At 73.8% G+C, this 20432-nt stretch carries 8 protein-coding genes; all 8 read left to right on the top strand.

Annotation, left to right across the window (positions count from 1 at the left end):
* Positions 1–25 precede the first annotated feature (25 nt).
* The 8 genes from OG989_RS27820 (at position 26) to OG989_RS27785 (ending at position 20379) form a co-directional block, all read left to right on the top strand.
* On the top strand, positions 26–5473 hold the full coding sequence (locus tag OG989_RS27820) for a type I polyketide synthase (RefSeq protein WP_327028959.1): 5448 nt from the start codon (positions 26–28) through the stop codon (positions 5471–5473).
* Between the two features lie 47 nt (positions 5474–5520).
* Positions 5521–14565, top strand: coding sequence for a type I polyketide synthase (locus OG989_RS27815; RefSeq protein WP_327028958.1), 9045 nt, complete (start codon positions 5521–5523; stop codon positions 14563–14565).
* A gap of 94 nt (positions 14566–14659) precedes the next feature.
* Complete coding sequence (locus tag OG989_RS27810) at positions 14660–15505, top strand: 3-hydroxyacyl-CoA dehydrogenase family protein (protein WP_151452357.1); 846 nt, start codon at positions 14660–14662, stop codon at positions 15503–15505.
* Positions 15506–15515: 10 nt separating this feature from the next.
* Positions 15516–15770 (top strand): acyl carrier protein, encoded by a 255-nt coding sequence (locus tag OG989_RS27805; RefSeq protein ID WP_151452356.1) that lies wholly within the window; start codon positions 15516–15518, stop codon positions 15768–15770.
* A 7-nt stretch (positions 15771–15777) separates the two neighbouring features.
* The gene (locus tag OG989_RS27800) at positions 15778–16929 is read left to right on the top strand and encodes an acyl-CoA dehydrogenase family protein (RefSeq protein ID WP_225851870.1); all 1152 of its coding nucleotides are present in this window, start codon (positions 15778–15780) and stop codon (positions 16927–16929) included.
* The gene (locus OG989_RS27795; RefSeq protein WP_151452355.1) at positions 16926–17990 is read left to right on the top strand and encodes an HAD-IIIC family phosphatase; all 1065 of its coding nucleotides are present in this window, start codon (positions 16926–16928) and stop codon (positions 17988–17990) included. The genes OG989_RS27800 and OG989_RS27795 overlap by 4 nt, the downstream gene beginning before the upstream one ends.
* Positions 17987–18772, top strand: coding sequence for a thioesterase II family protein (locus tag OG989_RS27790; protein WP_327028957.1), 786 nt, complete (start codon positions 17987–17989; stop codon positions 18770–18772). The genes OG989_RS27795 and OG989_RS27790 overlap by 4 nt, the downstream gene beginning before the upstream one ends.
* Positions 18769–20379, top strand: coding sequence for an AMP-binding protein (locus OG989_RS27785; protein WP_327028956.1), 1611 nt, complete (start codon positions 18769–18771; stop codon positions 20377–20379). The genes OG989_RS27790 and OG989_RS27785 overlap by 4 nt, the downstream gene beginning before the upstream one ends.
* Positions 20380–20432: the final 53 nt, after the last annotated feature.

The raw sequence follows: 20432 nt of genomic DNA, 5'->3' as shown, positions 1-20432 counted from the left end.
CACACGAAGAAGGGGAGGGACAGCCATGGCGATCGAAGACAAGCTCCGTGACTATCTCAGGCGGGTCACCGCTGATCTGGCCGATGCGAAGCAGCAGCTGGCCGTGGCCGACGAACGGCACCACGAGCCCGTCGCGGTCATCGGCATGGCCTGTCGCTACCCCGGCGCCGTGACGACCCCGGAGCAGCTCTGGGACGTCGTCGCCGGCGAGGTGGACGCCACCGGCGAGTTCCCGACCGACCGTGGCTGGGACCTGGAGAAGCTCTACAACCCGGACCCGGACGCTTACGGCACCTCGTACACCCGCCGGGGTGGCTTCATCGACGACCCGGCCGGCTTCGACGCACCGTTCTTCAACATGAGCCCCCGGCAGGCCCTGGCGACCGATCCGCACCACCGACTCTTCCTGGAGATCACCTGGGAGGCGTTCGAGCGGGCCGGCATCGACCCTGCCACGGTGCGCGGCGACCGGGTGGGCATCTGGTCGGGGATGATGTACGACCACTACTCGACCCAGTTCCTCGGTGACATGCCGACGAGCGTCGAGGGCACCCTGATGGTCTCCAGCGTGCCGAGCGTGCTCTCCGGCCGGGTGGCCTACACGTTCGGGTTGGAGGGCCCGGCGGTCACCCTGGACACCGCCTGCTCGTCCTCGCTGGTCGCGCTGGACCTGGCCGTGCAGGCACTGCGGTCCGGGGACTGCCCGATGGCGCTCGCCGGTGGGGTCACCGTGATGGCGGTACCCGATCCGTTCGTCGAGTTCTCCCGCCAGCGGGCCCTGGCCACCGACGGCCGGTGCAAGGCGTTCTCCGACGACGCCGACGGTGCGGTGTGGGCCGAGGGAGCGGGCGTGCTGCTGCTCGAACGGCTCTCCGACGCGCGGCGCAACGGTCGCCGGATCCTGAGCGTCATCCGCGGCATCGCGGTGAACCAGGACGGTACGAGCAACGGGATGACCGCCCCCAGCGGGCGCGCCCAGGAGCGGGTCATCCGGCGGGCGCTGGCCGACGCGCGGCTGGAGCCGGCCGCGATCGACCTGGTCGAGGCGCACGGCACCGGCACGCCGCTGGGTGACCCGATCGAGGCGACCGCCATCCTCGCCACCTACGGGCAGAACCGCCCGGCCGACCGGCCGCTGTGGCTGGGCTCGTTGAAGTCCAACATCGGGCACAGCCAGGCCGCGGCCGGCGTCGGTGGCCTGATCAAACTGATCATGGCGATGCGGCACGGCACGATGCCCCGGACGGTGAACGTCACCGAGCCGACGCACCACGTCGACTGGAGCTCCGGCGCGGTGGAACTGCTCACCGAGGCGCGGCCCTGGGCCCGCCTGGACGAGCAGCCGCGCCGGGCCGGGATGTCCTCGTTCGGCATCAGCGGGACCAACGCGCACGTGATCCTGGAGGAGCCCACCGAGGCGCAGGCGCCCGCACCGGCAGCCGGGCACCCAGGCCCGCACGCCTGGGTGATCTCCGCCCGCACCCCGACCGCGCTGCGCCGGCAGGCCCGGCGACTGCACGACCGGGTGCTCGCCGACGCCGCCGTACGGCCTGCCGACATCGCCTTCTCGCTGGCCGACACCCGGGCCCGTTTCGACCACCGGGCGGTGGTCGTCGGCCGGGACCGCGCCGAGCTCGTCGACCGGCTGGCCGGATACGTCGACGGCCGGCCCGGCGCGGTGGTACCGGCCGGCGTCGCCCGGGGCCAGGTGTCGACCACCTTCCTCTTCACCGGGCAGGGTGGCCAGCGCCCCGGCATGGGCCGGGACCTGTACCGGGCGTTCCCGGTCTTCGCGGCGGCCTTCGACGAGGCCTGCGCGGCGCTCGACCCGTACCTGGAGCGGCCGCTGCGCGAGGTGATGTGGGCCGAGCCGAACACGGCCGGCGCGGCGGCGCTGAACCAGACCCTCTACACCCAGCCGGCGCTCTTCGTCTACGAGGTGGCCGCCTTCCGGCTGCTCACCTCGCTCGGGGTACGCCCGACCAGGCTGGCCGGGCACTCCGTCGGCGAGATCGCCGCCGCGCACGTGGCCGGCATCTGGACGCTGGCCGACGCCGCCCGCCTGGTCGCCACCCGCGCCCGGCTGATGCAGAACCTGCCCGCCGACGGCGCGATGGTCGCGGTGGCGGCACCGGCCGCCGAGGTACGCGCCTCGCTGGCGGGGATGGAGCACCTGGTCGGGATCGCCGCGATCAACAGCCCCGGTGACGTGGTGGTCTCCGGCGACGAGCAGTCCTGCCTCGCCGTGCAGGCGCACTGGCGCGCGCTTGGCAAGCGCACCGGACGGCTGCCGGTCAGCCACGCGTTCCACTCGCCGCTGATGGAGCCGATGCTCGACGAGTTCGCCCGCGAGCTGAAAGCGACCAGTTTCGGCGCGGCCCAGCTGCCTTACGAGACCAACCTCGGGCCGGAGCGGTCCTGGACCGACCCCGACTACTGGGTGGACCAGATCCGCCAGACCGTCGGCTTCGCACCGATGATCGAGCTGCTGGAGGCCGCCGGCACCGACGTCTACCTGGAGGTCGGTCCGTTGCCGGTGCTCTCCGGGATGGCCGGCAACTGCCTCACCGACCAGCGGGCGGTCGTAACCGCCACCTACCGACGCAAGCAGGAGGAGCTGGAGGCGCTCCACGGCTGCCTCGCCGAAGCGTTCGTGGTCGGCGTGCCCGTCGACTGGGCGGCCCTGGCGGCCGACGGTCGCGCCGTCGACCTGCCGACCTACGCGTTCGAGCGGGAGCGCTACTGGCTGATCCACCGGCGCTCCAGCGCGGACGTCGCCTCGGCCGGGCTGCGCCCGGTCAACCACCCGCTGCTGCGCGCCGCGGTCGACGTCGCCGACGGTACCCGGGTGGTGGTCACCGGCCGGGTGTCACTGACCGAGCTCCCCTGGCTCGCCGACCACGCGGTCGGTGGCGGGGTGGTCGTGCCCGGCGCCGCCCTGCTCGACGTGGTCGGCCAGGTCGGTGCCCAGGCCGGGCTGGCCGAGGTGGTGGAGCTGACCTTCGAGGCGCCGCTGGTGCTGCCCGCCGACGGCGGACTCTCGCTACAGGTGGTGGCCGACGGTGGCGACGGCACGGTGGGCGTCTACGCCCGCGCCGACGGCGACGACACCTGGGTACGACACGCCAGCGGCATCCTCGCCCCGGACGGCGGCGGCACCGACGGCCGGTGCGGCTGGGCGACCTCGTGGCCGCCGGCGGGTGCCGTCCCGATCGCCTTCGACGGCGCGTACGACCGGCTGGCCGAACTCGGCTACGAGTACGGTGACGCGTTCCGCGGCGTACAGGCCGCCTGGCGGGCCGACGACGCGCTCTACGTCGACGTCGCCCTGCCGCAGGCTGCCGAGACCGAGGGCTTCGGACTGCACCCGGTGCTGCTGGACACGGCGTTCCATCCGTACATCTTCGAGGGTGGTTCGGACGAGCTGCGGTTGCCGTTCGTCTTCCGGGGGGTCCGGCTGGCTGGCCACGGCGCCTCGGCGCTGCGGGTCCGGCTCAGCTCCGACGGCGCGGACAAGCTCGCGGTCGAGGCCGCCGACGCGGACGGCCGGCTGGTACTCGCCATCGAGGAGCTGCGGGTCCGGCCGGTCTCCATCGCCTCGATTGTCACCGCGATGGGCCGGGCCACCGGGCCGGCCGGGTTCTTCGGCCTGGACTGGGTGGACCTGCCGGTCGCCGGCGCCGACGAGGCGCCGACCTGGCGGTACCTCGGCGAGCCGGTGGCCGGGCTGCCCGGTCACCCGACGGTGGCCGCGCTGGCCGCCGCGGTGGCCGGCGGCGAGCGGTGCGACTTCGCGGTCTTCTCCGGCGCCGGCACCGAGCCGGACGTGCCGACCGCCGCCCGCGAGCTGACGGGGCGGGCGCTGGAGGCCATGCAGCAGTGGGTCGCCGACGAGCGGCTGGCCGGATCCCGGCTGGTCTTCCTGGCCGACCCGCGGTCGGTGCGCACCGGCGCGGTGTGGGGACTGGTCCGCGCCGCGCAGGTCGAGCACCCCGGCCGGTTCGTGCTGGCCGACCTGCGGGCAGACGCCGGTGACGCGCCGTGGGGCCGGCTGGCCGCCGCGGTCGGCAAGGGCGAGTCGCAGTGCCTGGTCGAGGCGGAGAAGATCCTGGTGCCGCGGGTCAGCCGTCGGTCGCCCGCCCCGGTGGACGAGCTGGACCTGGCGGACGGGACGGTGCTGGTCACCGGCGGTACCGGCGGTCTCGGCGCACTGGTCGCGACCCGGCTGGTGCAGCGCTTCGGCGTACAACATCTGTTGCTGACCTCCCGGCGCGGTCCGGCGGCCAGCGGCGCGGCCGAACTCGTCGCCCAGCTGGAAGGCCTCGGCGCCTCGGTCCGGGTCGCCGCCTGCGACGTCGCGGACGCCCCGGCGCTGGCCGAACTGCTGGCCTCGGTGCCGGCCGACCGGCCGCTGACCGCCGTGGTGCACGCCGCCGGGGTGCTCGACGACGCGCTGCTGGAGGGGCTCACGCCACAGCGGCTGGAGTCGGTCTTCCGGCCCAAGGCCCAGGCCGCCTGGCTGCTGCACGAGCTGACCGCCGACCTGCCCCTGCGGGCCTTCGTGCTGTTCTCCTCGATCGCCGGGGTGCTCGGCAACGCGGGGCAGGGCAACTACGCGGCGGCGAACAGCTTCCTCGACGCGCTCGCCGCCCACCGGCGGGCGTCCGGGCTGCCGGCGCTCTCCATCTCCTGGGGCATGTGGTCGATGTCGACCGGAATGGCCGCGGAGCTGACCGCGGCCGACGAGGCCCGGCTGTCCCGGGCCGGCGTGGCGGCCATCTCGGCCGAGCAGGGCCTGGACCTGTTCGACACGGCGCTGCGCGAAGCAACGACCGGCGACCCGCTGGTGGTGGCCTGCCGCTGGGACCTGGCGGCGCTGCGCTCGCGGGCCGAGAGCGGCGACGACATCCCGGTGGTGCTGCGCGGCCTGGTCCAGCCCGCCCTGCGACCGCAGGGCGGCAGCGCGGCGAGCGCCTTCGGCCCGGTCGCCCGGCTCGCCGCCCTGCCGACCGACGAGGCCCGGGCGGAGATCGTGGCGGCGCTGCGCTCGCACGTCGCCCGGGTGCTGGCGCACGGCTCGGCCGCCGCGGTGAAGATGGACCGGACCTTCAGCGAGATGGGCTTCGACTCGCTGACCGCGGTCGAACTGCGCAACCGGCTCAACTCGGAGCTGGGCGTGCAGTTGCCGGCGGCGTTGGTCTTCGACCACCCCACCGTCGACGCGCTGGCCGACTACCTGCTCGGCGAGCTGGCGCCGGCGGCGCCGGCGGTCAACGACGTGCTGACCGAGACCCTCGACCGGATCACCGCGCAACTCGCCGACGACGACACCGGGGAGCGGGACCGGGTGGTGGCGACGTTGCAGGCGGCCCTGCTCCGGCTCGGCCTGGGGACCAGCGCGGAGGCGTCGAAGGCGCAGCTGGATGCCGCCTCGGACGAGGAGATCTTCCAGTACATCGACACCCAGCTCTGACGATCCAGCTTCTCACCACCCACGCGCTAGGACAGGGGATTTGACAGATGGCAGCCGAGAACAAGCTCCGCGAATATCTCAAGCGGGTCACCGTCGACCTGACTGAGGCGCGCCGGCAGCTCGCCGAGGCCGATGCCGGCCGGCACGAGCCGATCGCCATCGTGGGCCTGTCCTGCCGGTTGCCCGGCGCGCAGAACGTGGACGCCTACTGGGAACTGCTCCGCGACGGGCGTAGCGCGGTGCTCGACGACGCGCCGGACGGCCGGTACGACCTCGACCCGTACGTCGCCGACCACGGCGTCTACACCCGTCGCGGAGCCTTCCTCTCCGACATCACCCGCTGGGACTCCGGGTTCTTCGGCTCGCCACCCCGGGAGGCGCTGCGGATGGACCCGCAGCAGCGGCTGCTGATGGAGCTGACCTGGGAGGCGCTGGAGGACGCCGGCACCCCGCCGGCCCGGGTGGCGGGCAGCCGCACCTCGGTGATGATCGGCTTCTCGGACACCACCCAGTACGGCCGGTTGCAGTCCGACCTGCAGGGCGCCGCCGCCTTCACCGACCCGTACGCCGGGCAGGGCAGCTCGGCGAGCGTGGTCGCCGGCCGCCTCGCGTACCACTTCGACCTGCGCGGCCCGACCGTCACCCTGGACACCGCGTGCTCGTCGTCGCTGGTCGCGGTGCACCTCTCCAGTGCGGCGCTGCGCCGCGGCGAGTGCGACCTGGCGGTGGCCGCGGGCGGCTTCCTGCTCATCCAACCCGATCTGTACGTCAACGCCTGCGCCACCTCGATGCTCTCCCGGGACGGCCTGAACAAGACCTTCGACGCCGACGCCGACGGCTACGTGATGGGCGAGGGCGCCGGGGTGGTGGTGCTGGAGCGGCTCTCCGACGCGCTGCGCAACGGCCGCCGGATCCACGCGGTGATCCGCGGCTCGGCGGTCAACCAGGACGGTCACAGCAACGGGATGACCGCGCCGAACCGGGGCGCCCAGGTGGACGTCATCCGCCGGGCGCTGGCCGCCGCGCGGACCAGCCCGGACGAGATCTGCTACGTGGAGGCGCACGGCTCCGGCACCCGGCTCGGCGACTCGATCGAGCTCGGCGCGCTGGGCGACGTCTTCGGCGGCCGGTCCCCGGCGACGCCGCTGCACGTCGGGGCGGTGAAGACCAACATCGGGCACACCCAGGCGGCGGCCGGCATCGCCGGGCTGATCAAGACGGTGCTGGTGCTCAAGCAGGGTGTGGTCCCACCGAACCTCAACCTGGTCAACCCCTCCGAGGCGGCCCTGGCCAGCGACACCGTGCGGCCGGCGACGACGACGCTGGACCTGCCCGAGCAGGACCGGCCCCGGCTGGCCGGGGTCAGCTCGTTCGGCTGGTCGGGCACGAACGCGCACCTGGTGCTGGAGGCCGCCCCGCAGGCCGAGCCGGTCGCCGAGGCACCCGGCCCGTACCTGCTGCCGGTCTCCGCGCACCACCCGGCGGCGTTGCGTGAGCAGCTCGGCGCGCTGGGCGGCACGCTGGACCGCTGCACCGTCGCCGACCTGGCGTACACCCTGCAGAGCGGGCGGGCCGAGCACCGCTTCCGCCGGGCGGTCCTCGCCACGGACACCGCCGACGCCACCGGGCGGCTCACCGCCGCGGCCGGCGCGGCCGGTGTGCGCAGCCTGCGTGACCGGCCGCGGGTGGCCTTCCTGCTGCCCGACTCCGGTGCCGGTCACCGCGGGCTCGGGGGCGGGCTCTACCGGCGTGAGCCGGCCTACGCGACCGCGGTGGACAGCTGCGTCGAGATCGCCGCCGAGCATTGCGGGCTGGACCTGCGGCCGTTCCTCCACGCCGGACCCGGTGCCGAGGCCGACCGGCCGGAACTGGCCGAGTCGTTCCACTTCGTCGTCCAGTACGCGCTCGCCCAGCTGCTGCTGCACCGCGGGGTCCGGCCGGACGTGCTGGTCGGCCAGGGGATCGGCGAGCAGGTCGGGAACTGCCTGGCCGGGGTGCTCACCCTCACCGACGCGCTTCGGCTGACCAGCCTGCGGGCCCGGCCGACCGACGACACGGCGAGCGGCACCGAGGCGGCCGAGGTGTCCGACCCGGTGACCCGGCAGGCGCCGGCGATCCCCGTGGTCACGGTCGCGGCCGACGGTACCGACCTGGCCCGGCAGTTGCCGCGGGACGTCGACGTCCTGGTGGAGCTGGGCGCGGGTACCGTCCTCGGCGACCTGCTGGCCAGCCAGCTCCCCGATCAGCCGGACACCGTCCTGCTCGGCACCCTGCCCGCGGTGGCGACCGGCGGGGACGCGGCCGACGTGGCGAGCCTGCTGGACACCTGTGGGCGGCTGTGGGAGATCGGGGTGACCCTCGACTGGTCCGCGCTGCGCGGTGGCCCGGCCCGGCTGGCGGACCTGCCGACCTATCCGTTCCAGCGGCAGCGGCACTGGTTCGAGCGACCGGCCAGCCCGGCTGTGGCCCGGCCGGGCACCGAGGCGGTCGAGGCCGAGCCCGCCCCGGGCGACGAGCACGTGCGGTTGCTGACCCAGCGATGGCGAGCGGCGCCCACCGGTGCCGCCACCGTCCCGACCGCCGGGCGGTACGTGCTGCTCGCGCCGGCCGGTGCCGGTGCCGCCACCGAGGTGGCCGACGAACTGGCCACCCGGCTGCGCCGCTCCGGCGGCGACGTGGTGCTGGCGACCTGCCCCGGCGACCTCGTCGCGCTGCTCGGCGCCGGCCCGAACACGGTGGTCGACCTGTCGATGACGCAGCCGGTGCCGGCCGACGCGGCCGCCGCCGCGGTGCACGGCGCCTCGGCGGTGCTCGCCGCCTGCGGCGGTAGCGGCCGCAGCGGTACCCGGGTGATGGTGGTCACCCAGGGCGGCCAGGCGGTGCCGGACAGTGCCGGGGTGACCGTCGGTGGCACCGCGCCGGCCCAGGCCGCGGTCGCGGTGCTGCCGGTGGTCGCCAATCAGGAGTACCTGGACCTGGAGAGCGTCAACGTCGACCTCGACCCGGAGTACGGCCCCGGCGCGATGGCCGACGCCCTCGCCGCCGAGCTGGGCCGCCGCTCCGACGGGGTGCTCGTCGCCCACCGGGGCGGCAACCGGTACCTGCCGACGTACGAGGCACCGGCGACGCCGCTGGAGACCCACCCGGTGGCCAGCGGCGGCACCTACCTGATCACCGGCGGTCTCGGCGACATCGGTCTCACGATCGCCGGGCACCTGGTGCGCAACGGCGCGGCCGGGCTGGTGCTGACCAGCCGGCGTGGGCTGCCCGACGACCCGGACGACCCCCGGCACGCCGCCGTGGCGGCCCTGCGGGCGCTCGGCGCGACGGTGCGCACCCCGCGTGTCGACGTCACCGACGAGGCGGCCATGCGGGCGCTCTTCACCGACGTCCGGATCGACGGCGTGGTGCACGCGGCGGCTGACGCCGGCACCGACACCTTCGTGGCACTGCGGGACCTCGACGGGGCCGCGGTGGCCCGGCAGTTCGGAGCCAAGGTGGACGGCGCCCGGGTGATCGCCCGGATCGTCGCCGGACTGGACGACCGGCTGGTACCGGACTGGTGCCTGCTCTTCTCCTCGACCTCGGCCCTGCTCGGCGGGGTGACCTTCGGTGGCTACGCCGCGGCGAACGCGGCGCTGACCGCGCTCGCACACGCCGGCGCCGACGGACGCAGCCGGTGGATCTCCGCCGGCTGGGACACCTGGGCCTGCACCCTGCAGCGGCTGCGCGACGGGATCGGCGCGAGCATGGCGAGCCACTCGATGAGCGACGCCGAGGCCCTGGCCGCCTTCGACCGGCTGGTCGGCACCGCGCTGCCCGCCGTGGTGGTCGCCGCCGGCGGCTTGGACGACCGGCTGCCCCTCCTCGGCGGCGCGACCGTCGAGCCGGTCGGCGGGGATGCGATCCGCCACCCGCGCCCGGATCTGCCGCAGCCCTACACCCCGCCGCTGACCGGCACCGAGCGGGCGCTGGCCGAACTCTGGTCCGACGTGCTCGGCATCGAGCCGGTCGGCATCCACGACAACTACTTCGACCTCGGCGGCACCTCGCTGCTGGTGCCCCGGCTGCTGGGGCTGGTCAAGAACCGGTTCGCGGTGGCGGTACCGACCGTGTCGCTGTTCGAGGCGCCGACCGTCCGGTCCTTCAGCGCGCTGCTCGAGCAGCAGCGTGGCCCGGCCCCGGCGGCGCCGGCCCGGACCGGAGAGCCGGCCGTCGCGCCGGCCGCCGTCGCCGCGCCGGTGGCACCCGTGCCGGTCGCCGCACCGGCCGCGCCCGGCGGCGCCGAACTGGTCTTGGCGGCATCGACCGCGCCGGTGCTCGACGGGGAGCAGCTGGACCGGCGGATCGCCATCGTCGGGATGGCCGGGCGGTTCCCGGGCGCCGAGGACGTGGCCGCCTTCTGGCGCAGCCTCTGCGCCGGTGAGGAGCTGATCAGCTTCTTCACCCCGGAGGAGTTGGTCGAGGCGGGCGTGCCGGCCGAGCTGGCGCACGACCCGGCCTACGTACCGGCCCGTCCGATCCTCGACGACATCGCCGGCTTCGACGCCGGGTTCTTCGGCATCAGCCCGCGGATGGCCGCGCTGACCGACCCGCAGCAGCGACTCTTCCTCGAGGTCTGCTGGGAGGCGCTCGAACAGTCCGGCTACTGCCGGCCGGAGCACCGGGGGCGGGTGGGGGTCTTCGGTGGCACCAACATCAGCACCTACCTGCTCGGCGCGCTCGGCCAGCTGAGCATGCACGAGGACCTGAGCGAGTACGAGCTCATCATGGGCAACGACAAGGACGCCCTGACCACCACCGTGTCGTACCTGTTCGACCTGCACGGCCCGAGCGTCGCGGTGCAGACCTTCTGCTCCACCTCACTGGTCGCGGTGCACCTGGCGGTCCGCAGCCTGCGCAGCGGCGACTGCGAGATGGCGCTGGCCGGCGGCGTGTCGATTCGGGTGCCGGACAAGCAGGGCCACCTGTCCACCCCGGGCGGCATGGAGTCGCGCGACGGGCACGTGCACACCTTCGACGCGCAGGCCAGCGGGACGATGTTCGGCGACGGCGCCACCGTCGTGGTGCTCAAGCGGCTGGACGCCGCGCTGCGCGACGGCGACCACGTCTACGGAGTCATCCGCGGCTCGGCGATGAACAACGACGGCGCGCTGAAGGTCGGTTACACCGCGCCGAGCGTCGCCGGACAGGCCCGGGTGATCGCCGACGCGATGGCCGACGCCGGGGTGAGCCCCGAGGAGATCAGCTACGTCGAGGCGCACGGCACCGCGACCGAACTGGGTGACCCGATCGAGGTCGCCGCGCTGACCCGGGCATTCGGCAGCACCGAGCAGCGGCAGTACTGCCCGATCGGCGCGGTCAAGACCAACGTCGGGCACATGAACCACGCGGCCGGTACCGCCGGCCTGATCAAGACCGCGCTGTCCCTGCAGTCCCGGGTGATCCCGCCGACCCTGCACTACACCCAGGCCAACCCGGCGATCGACTTCGAGAACAGCCCGTTCTACGTCAACGTCGATCTCGCCGAGTGGCCGGCCACCGAGGGCCGGCCCCGCATCGCCGGGCTCAACTCCATCGGGATGGGCGGCACCAACGTGCACGTCGTCGTGCAGGAGCCGCCCGTACGCCCGGAGGTGCCGGAGACCGACGAGCTGACCGGCCCGGCGCACACCCGCCGGTACCAGGTGGTGCCGGTGTCGGCCCGGACCGCGAGCGCGGCGGACCGCGCGGTGCGGCGCCTCGGCGAGCACCTGGATTGCCAGCCGCACGCCAGGCTGGCCGACGTGGCGTTCTCGTTGCAGGTCGGACGCAAGACCTTCGAGCACCGGCGGGTGGCGGTGACCGCCACCCTGGACGAGACGGTCGGCACCCTGACCGGACGCGACGGTGCCCCGCCCCCGATGGGCCGGGTGGAGGCGGTACAGGGCCGACCGGTGGCGTTCCTGCTCGCCGGCGTCGGCGAGCAGTACCCGGGACTGGTCGGTGAGCTGTACCGGCGCGAACCGGTGTTCCGCGCCGCGCTGGACGAGTGCCTGGCCCCGATCGCCGCGGCACTGCCCGAACTGGACCTCACCGACCTGCTCACCGGGCCCCGCGGCGGCGGCTCCGACCTGGCGGCGCTGCTCGGCCGGGGCGGCGGCACCGACCCGCGTACCGCCGCCCTGCGCCGCACCGAGGTGGCCCAGCCGCTGCTCTTCGCCGTGGACTACGCGCTGGCCAGCACGTTGCTGGCCTGGGGGCTGCGGCCGACCGCGATGCTCGGCTACAGCCTCGGCGAGTACGTCGCGGCCTGCCTGGCCGGGGTGCTGTCGCTACCCGACGCGATCGCCCTGGTGGTGCACCGGGCCAAGCTGATCGGGGCGCTGGAGACCGGCTCGATGGCCGCGGTACCGCTGGCCGCCGACGAGCTGCGCCGCCGGTTCCGGCTGGAGCAGCGCGGGCTGGACATCGCCGCGATCAACGGGCCGGAGACGGTGGTGGTCGCCGGTCCGACCGCCGCGCTCGACCAGCTCGCCGCCGACCTGCGTCAGGCCGAGATCCCGTGCCGGCCACTGGAGACCAGCCACGCGTTCCACTCCCGGATGCTGGCCGGCATCAGCGACGAGCTGACCGCCTGGGTGGCCGCCAACATCCGGCTCAACCCGCCCCGGCTGCCCTACATCTCCAACGTCACCGGCGCGCTGGCCGACGCCGCGCTGGTGCGCGACCCGGCCTACTGGGCCCGGCACATGTGCCAGCCGGTGCAGTTCGAGGCGGGTGTGCAGGTGCTGCTCGCCGACCCGGAACTGGCCCTGGTCGAGATCGGCCCCGGCCAGTCGCTCGGCGCGCTGGTGCGCTCCGCCGGCTGCCCGCCGCAGCGCTGGCCGTTGATCACCGCGACGCTGCCGGCCGGCAGCGACCCGCGCCCCGCCGACCTGGTGCTCACCGACGCGCTGGCCCGGCTCTGGCTGACCGGCGTCGAAATCGACTGGGCGGCACACCACGGCCGCGGCGACGGGGCCACCCCGGTCTACCGGGCCGCCCCCGGCCGGATTCCGTTGCCCACCTACCCGTTCGAGCGGCAGCGGTACTGGATCGAGCAGACGCCGATGACCGCCGGGCGGGAGGGCGGCGCCGAGCTGCCGGCCGAACCGACCAGCCTGGCCGAGATCGGCCGGATCCCGCGGCTGCCCGAGGAGCAGTGGCTGCACCTGCCGGTGTGGCGGCAGACCGCAGCCCCGGCCGCCGACGAACGGCAGCCGGACTCGTGGCTGGTCTACGCCGGTACCGGCGCCACCGCCGACGGGGTGCTCGCCGAGCTGGAGCGGACCGCGGCGGCCACCGGCGCGCGGCTGACCGTGGTGCGGGCCGGCACGGAGTACCACGCGGCCGCCGACGGCTACACCGTCCGGCCGGGAGACCCGACGGACGCGCTCACCATGCTGCGCGCCCTGCGGGCGGCCGGGGTCGGACTGGACCGGGTGGTGCACCTGTGGACCCTCGGCGAGCTGCCGGACGACGACCGGACCGTGTCGCTGGGCCTGCACACCCTGGTCGCACTGGCCCGTGCGGCGGCCGAACTCGGCCTGGACCGGTGGGCTCTGGACATCGTCAGCACCGGCTCACAGCAGGTGCTCGACGGCGCCGAGGCCCGGCCGGCCAGCGCCACCGTGCTCGGCCCGGCCCTGGTCATCCCGCTGGAGTACCCGTCGGTCAGCACCCGGCTGGTCGACGTGGAGCCGGCCACCCCGGCCGGCGCGGTCGTCGCCGAGCTGCGTCGCCCGCGGACCGAGCCGACGGTGGCGATCCGCGCCGGTCGGCGCTGGGTGTGCGGCTACGAGTCGATCCCGCCGGCCGACCTGGACACCGCCCGCCAGGTGCTCCGCGACGGCGGGGTGTACCTGATCACCGGTGGGCTGGGCGGCATCGGGCTCGGCCTGGCCGCGCAGCTGACGCAGGACTGCCGGGCCCGGCTGGTGCTGTTCGGGCGCACCGGTCTGCCGGCGACCGAGCGGTGGGCCGGCATCCTGGCCGGCTCCGACAAGGTCGACGAGAGCACCCGCAGCCGGGTGGAACGGGTCCAGGCGCTCGTCGAGGCCGGGGCCGAGGTCGAGATCGTGGTCGGTGACGTCGCCGACCCGACCGACGTCCGGCGGGCGGTCGACACCGCCCGGGAGCGCTTCGGCGCGCTGCACGGCATCCTGCACACCGCGGGCGTACCCGGCACCGGGTTGATGCAGTTCAAGCTGCCCACCGACTCCGACCTGGTGCTCGCGCCCAAGGTCGCCGGCACCCGGGCGATCGTCGAGGCGCTGCGGGTCGGTGCCGACGACGAGATCCGGCTCGACTTCCTGGTGCTCTTCTCGTCGATCACCTCCGCCACGGGTGGTGGCCCCGGCCAGGTCGACTACTGCGCCGCGAACGCCTATCTGGACCGCTACGCCAACATGCTCACCGCCGCCGGACGCCCCACCCTCTCGGTGGACTGGGGCGAGTGGGCCTGGAACGCCTGGGACGGCGGGCTGAGCGGGTTCGACAGCGAGGTGCAGGCGTTCTTCTCGGCGAACCGGGCCCGCTTCGGCATCACCTTCGAGGAGGGCTGGCGCACCCTGCTGCGGGCGCTCGCCTCGGGGGAGTCGCAGTTGGTCGCGGCGACCCAGGACCTGGCCACCATGGTCCGGTTCAGCCGGTGGTTCAACGTCGAAGCGGTGACCGCGCCGAACGGCACGGCCAGCTCCGAGGCGCGCCACCCGCGGCCGGAACTGGTGACCCGCTACCAGGAGCCGACCGGGCCGACCGAGCTGGGCGTGGCCGAGGTCTGGTGCGACTCGCTCAAGCTGGAGCGGGTCGGCGTCGCCGACAACTACTTCGAACTCGGCGGCAACTCGCTGCTCGGCATCGCGCTGCTCAACACGCTGCGCCGCCGGTTCGCCGAGGCGGAACTGCCGCCACACATCCTCTACGAGGCACCGACGGTGGCCGCGCTCGCGCGAGTCATCGACGGCACCGCCGCCCGGGCCGCCGCCGCGGCCGAGGACGACGGTCAGCTGCGGGCGCAGCTGCGCCGGTCCGGTCTGAAGACCGCGGCGGCCCGCCGCCGCGCGTCGTGACGACGGTGTCCGTCTCCGCCAACCAGCGCACGCGACCCGTCGGCGGCGGGTGCTCGGCAAGTTCAGTCAACCAGGGTACGGAAAGGGAGAAGTCATGACCGTCATCGGCGTAGTCGGCGCCGGCGTCATGGGCGTCGGAGTGGCACAGAATCTGGCCCAGTACGGGTACGAGGTCGTCCTGGTCGACCGGACCGAGGAGATCCTCGCCGGGGCCCGGGCCGTGATCGCCCGCAACTGCCGGATGAGCCGGCTGATGGGCGGACCGGCGCTGGACCCGGACGCCATCCTGGCGAGGATCACCACCGCGGTGGGGGTCGAGGCGTTGGACAAGGCCTCGGCCGTGATCGAGAACGTCACCGAGAACTGGGACATCAAGCGCGAGGTCCACCAGCGCCTCGACGAGGTGTGCCCGCCGGAGACGGTGATCATCGTGAACACCTCGGCGATCCCGATCACCCGGGTAGCCGCGGTCGGCAAGCACCCGGAGCGGGTCATCGGGGTGCACTTCATGAACCCGGTACCGGCCAAGCCGGTGGTGGAGATGATCCCCGGCTTCCACACCTCGGCGTCGACCATCGAGCGCACCCGGGAGCTGCTCAGCGGGATGGGGAAGAAGGCGGTCGACGTCAAGGACGCCTCCGGCTTCGTCTCCAACCGGGTGCTGATGCTGACCGTGAACGAGGCGGCGTTCCTGGTCCACGAGGGCGTCGCCACCGCCGAGTCGGTCGACGAGGTGTTCCGGGGCTGCTTCGGGCACCCGATGGGTCCGCTGGAGACCGCCGACCTGATCGGCGTCGACACGATCCTCTACAGCGTCGAGGTCCTTTACGAGCACTACGCGGACAGCAAGTACCGCCCGTGCCCGCTGCTCAAGCAGATGACCGACGCCGGACTGCACGGCCGGAAGACCGGCCGTGGCTTCTACAACTACGAGAGCTGAGGACGACACCATGTCGGAGACGGTCAACACCCAGATCCTGTCCTTCATCCAGGGGCGCTTCCCGCAGGCGCAGATCGGCGAGACCGACGACATCTTCGCCTGCGGCTACATCAACTCGCTCTTCGCGATGGAGCTGGTGATGTTCCTCGAGAAGACCTTCGAGTTCACGATCCCGAACGACGAGCTGAGCATCGACAACTTCCGTACCGTCAGCGCGATGACCGCGCTGGTGGACCGGCAGCGTCGCGGCGTGACGGTCGGGTAGTGCGGCGATGACGAGTCTCATGCAGGCGCCGCTGCTGCTGACCGGACCAGTAACCCGGGCCAGCACCCGTGCCTTCGTCGACGAGCACATCTCTCCGTACGCCGACGCCTACGACCGGGCCGGCGCCATCCCCGAGGAACTGCTGGAGCGGATCGGCGACGCCGGGCTCTGGGCGCCGTTCCTGCCCCCGGCGGTCGGCGGCGCCGGGCTGGACCTGGTGACCCTCGGCGAGGTGCACGAGGAGGTGGGCCGGGGCTGCTCCTCGGTACGCAGCCTGCTCACCGTGCACACCATGGCCTCCTGGGCGGTGCAGCGCTGGGGCAACGCCGAACAGTTGGCGCGCTGGGGGCCGGAGCTGGCCAGCGGGCGTACCCTCGGGGCGTTCTGCCTCTCCGAGCCGGGCGCCGGCAGCGACACCTCCAACCTGGCCACCACCGCGGTCGCCCGGGGCGGCGACTGGCTGCTCAACGGGGTGAAGACCTGGACCACCGGTGGCCAGCGGGCGGACCTGTTCCTGGTCTTCGCCCGGACCGCGTCGAGCATCGTGGCGCTGCTGGTGCCGCGGGACACCCCCGGGGTGTCGGTGCGGCCGATCCACGACATGCTCGGCACCCGGGCGTCGATGCTGGCCGAGATCACCTTCACCGACGTGCTACTCGGCCGGGAAGCCCAGCTCGGCCCGAGCGCCTTCGCCTCCGGGATGGTGCTCACCGGCACGCTGGACCTCGGCCGGTACAGCGTCGCCACCGGCAGCGTCGGCATCCTCCAGGCCTGCCTGGACGCCTGCGTCGGCTACACCTCCCGCCGCCGGGTCGGCGGCTCGCCGCTGCGCGACCTGCCGCTGATCCAGGCGAAGATCTCCGACATGGTGACCGACGTCCGGGCGGCCCGGATGCTGGTCGCCGAGGCCGGCCGGCTCAAGGACGCCGGTGACGCCTCGACCATCATGGCGACCTGGGTGGCGAAGTACTTCGCCTCCACCGCCGCCGCGCGGCACGCCGCCGAGGCGGTCCAGGTGCACGGCGCCAACGGGTGCAGCCCGGACTACCCGGTCGCCCGCTACTACCGGGACGCGAAGGTCATGGAGATCATCGAAGGCAGCAACGAGATCCAACGGATGACCATCGCCGGCGAGGCCTACCGGGGGTGGGCGGCATGAGCGTGCTGGCGCAGGCCCCGCCGACCAAGCCCAAGCAGGGCCGGATCAAGTGCGTGGTCTGGGACCTGGACCACACCGTCTGGGACGGGGTGCTGCTGGAGGACGGCGAGGTGACCGTCCGGCCGGCCGCGGTCGCGCGGATCCGCGCGCTGGACGCGATGGGTGTGCTCAACTCGGTGGCCAGCAAGAACGACCACGAAGCGGCCATGGCCAAGCTGCGCGAACTCGGCCTGGACGAGATGTTCGTGTTCCCCCGGATCGGCTGGGACGCCAAGTCCGAGTCGATCCGGCAGATCGCCGCGAAGCTCAACCTGGGCCTGGACGCGTTCGCCTTCGTCGACGACCAGGAGTTCGAGCTGGCCGAGGTGGCGTACGCGCTGCCCGAGGTGACCTGTGTGGACGCCGCCGACATCGAGCAGGTGCTGACCGGGGTGGAGTTCCGGCCGCGGTTCATCACCGACGAGTCGGCCCAGCGCCGGGGCATGTACCAGAGCCAGCTGACCCGCGACGAGGTGGCCGCCGACTTCGTGGGGACCAGCGAGGAGTTCCTCGCCACCCTGGACATGACCTTCACGATCGAGCCGGCCCGGCGGGAGGACCTGCAGCGCGCCGAGGAGTTGACCGTCCGCACCAACCAGCTCAACTCGACCGGCAAGACGTACTCCTACGACGAGCTCGACGCGCTGCGCGAGTCACCGGACCACCTGCTGCTGGTCGCGACGCTGACCGACCGGTTCGGCTCGTACGGCAAGATCGGCGTCGCGCTGGTGGAGAAGAGCAAGCCGGACTGGCGGCTGCACATGATCCTGATGTCCTGCCGGGTGATGTCCCGGGGCGTCGGCTCGGTGCTGCTCGGCCACATCATGAGCCAGGCGAAGGCGGCCGGGGCCGGCCTGCGGGCGGACTTCGTGGAGACCGGCCGTAACCGGATGATGCAGATCACCTACGCGTTCAGCGGTTTCCGGGAGGTCAGCCGGGACGGTTCGCACCTGGTGCTGGCGGCAAACCTGGACAACCTGCAGGAGCCGCCGGACTACGTCCGGATCGAGGTGCTGCGGTGACCAGGACGGTCGACGACACCCGGCTGCGCCGCTGGCTGCCGTTCGGCATGTCCGACGGCGACGTGCGGCTCTACTGCCTGCCGCACGCCGGCGGGTCGGCGTCGGCGTACCGGCCCTGGTTCGGCCGGTTGGGGCCGGTGGCGGTCTGCCCGGTGCAGCCGCCCGGCCGGGAGACCCGGCTGCGGGAGGAGCCGTTCACCGGGATGGAGGCGCTGGTCGGCGAGCTGGCCGAGGTGGTGCTCACGGAGGACGACCGCCCCTGGGCGGTCTACGGGCACAGCCTGGGCGCGGTGGTCGGGTTCGAGCTGGTGCGCGAGATCCGCCGGCGCGGCGGCCCGGACCCGGTGCACCTCTTCGTCTCCGCCAGCCCGGCACCCGCCACGCCGGACACCGACCCGCAGGTGACCGGGCTGGACGACGAGCAGGTGGTGGCGATGCTGCGCCGGCTCGGCGGTACACCGGACTGGATGCTGGCCGACCCGAGCGTACGGCGGATGATCCTGCCGCCGTTCCGCGGCGACTTCGCGCTCAAGGAGAACTACCGGTACCGGCCCGAGCCGCCGCTGCGGGTGCCGATCACCGCGATCGCGGCCAGCCACGACCCACGCGCCAGCGCGGTGTCGATGCACGGCTGGCGCGAGGAGACCACCGGGCGGTTCCGGGCGCACAGCATCGGTGGTGGACACTTCGCCGTCCTCGAACAGCCCTCGGTGACCCACCGGTACATCGGCGCGGCGCTCGGTGTGCTCGCCGGCGCCGGGCCGGTGGGAGGGACCCCGTGAGCACCGCGCAGATCGCGACGCGGTCGCCGCTGCCCGAGCGGTCGATCGACGATCCGCCCCGGCCGGCCCCGGTGCCGGCCGGGGCGCCGCCCCGGGTGCTCGCCGAGTGGTTCGACCGGGGGCTGCGGATCGACCCGACGGCCGAGGCGCTGCGGGTCGACGGGCACACCTACAGCTACCGCTGGCTGCACGAGCGGGCGTTGGCGCTGGCCGGCGACCTGGTCAGCACGGCCGGCGCGGCGCCGCGCCGGGTCGGACTGCTGGCCAGCCGCACCCCGCAGGCGTACGCCGGTCTGCTCGCCGCGGTCTACTCCGGTGCGGCGGTGGTGCCGCTGCACCCCGACTTCCCGGCCGAGCGGACCCGGCAGATGATGGCGGCGGCCCGGGTGGACACGCTGATCGTGGACGAGCACGGCGAGCGGGTGCTGCCCGAGTTGGCCGCCGAACTCACCGACGTGGTGGTGGTCCGCGAGCCGGGTGGCACCCCGCTGGCCGCGCCCCGGCAGGTCGGTGCCGACGAGATCGCCTACATCCTGTTCACCTCGGGCTCCACCGGCCGGCCCAAGGGCGTACCGGTGCTGCACCGCAACGTCGACGCGTACCTGCGGTTCGTGCACGACCGGTACGGCTTCACCGCCGCGGACGTCTTCTCCCAGACCTTCGACCTGACCTTCGACCTGGCGATGTTCGACCTCTTCGCGGGGTGGGGCAGCGGCGGCACGGTGGTCACCGTCCCGCCCACCTGCTACGCCAACCTCGCGGAGTTCCTGACCGAGCACCGGATCACCGTCTGGTTCTCCTCGCCCAGCGTGATCGCGCTGACCCGCCGGCTGCGCCGGCTGGCGCCCGACGCCTTTCCCAGCCTGCGCTGGAGCCTGTTCTGCGGGGAGCCGTTGCTCGCGCACGACGCCGCCGACTGGCAGGCCGCCGCACCGGGCAGCCTGGTGGAGAACCTGTACGGCCCGACCGAGCTGACCATCTCGTGCAGCGTGCACCGGTGGGACCCCGACTCGTCGCCGGCCCGCTGTGTCAACGACGTGGTGTCGATCGGCACCATGCATCCGGGCATGCGCCACCTGATCCGACCGGTCGCCCGGGAGGCGGCCGACGACGCCGGGATCGAGCTGCCCGGCGCCGCCGCCGGTACCGTCGGTGAGCTGTGCGTGACCGGGGACCAGATGTTCCCCGGTTACCTCGACCCGGCCGACGACGAGGGCCGGTTCCTGCGCCACGGCGGCGAGCGCTGGTACCGCACCGGTGACCTGGTCCGGCCGATCGGCGGCGGCGAACTGGCCTACCTCGGCCGGGTGGACCACCAGGTCAAGATCCGTGGGGTACGGGTCGAACTGGCCGAGATCGAGTGCCGGCTGCGCGCGCTGGACGGCGTCCAGGACGCGGTCGCGGTGGTGGTCGACGACGTGCTGGTGGCGTTCTGCGTGGGGGTACACCGTCCGGCCGCCGTGCTGGCCGGCGAACTGGCCGCCACCCTGCCGCGCGCACTGCTGCCCCGGCGGTTCGTCTTCCTGGCCGAGTTTCCGCTCAACGCCAACCGCAAGACCGACCGTCGGGCGCTGGCCGCGACCGCCGCCGAGCTGGTCGGCAGCTGACCCGGCGAGCGAGGGGGGCACCGGCGGACCGCCGGTGCCCCCCTCGCTTGGTT

Source organism: Micromonospora sp. NBC_01740 (assembly GCF_035920365.1).
Classification (GTDB): Bacteria; Actinomycetota; Actinomycetes; order Mycobacteriales; family Micromonosporaceae; genus Micromonospora; species Micromonospora reichwaldensis.
The sequence above is the reverse complement of the archived record's forward strand: the minus strand, read 5'-3'. Positions and strand labels throughout refer to the sequence as shown.

Bases quoted from the DNA above. Each gene is read 5' to 3' on its own strand.
- OG989_RS27820 (WP_327028959.1), top strand. From the start codon at position 26: ATGGCGATCGAAGACAAGCTCCGTGACTATCTCAGGCGGGTCACCGCT.
- OG989_RS27815 (WP_327028958.1), top strand. From the start codon at position 5,521: ATGGCAGCCGAGAACAAGCTCCGCGAATATCTCAAGCGGGTCACCGTC.
- OG989_RS27810 (WP_151452357.1), top strand. From the start codon at position 14,660: ATGACCGTCATCGGCGTAGTCGGCGCCGGCGTCATGGGCGTCGGAGTG.
- OG989_RS27805 (WP_151452356.1), top strand. From the start codon at position 15,516: ATGTCGGAGACGGTCAACACCCAGATCCTGTCCTTCATCCAGGGGCGC.
- OG989_RS27800 (WP_225851870.1), top strand. From the start codon at position 15,778: ATGACGAGTCTCATGCAGGCGCCGCTGCTGCTGACCGGACCAGTAACC.
- OG989_RS27795 (WP_151452355.1), top strand. From the start codon at position 16,926: ATGAGCGTGCTGGCGCAGGCCCCGCCGACCAAGCCCAAGCAGGGCCGG.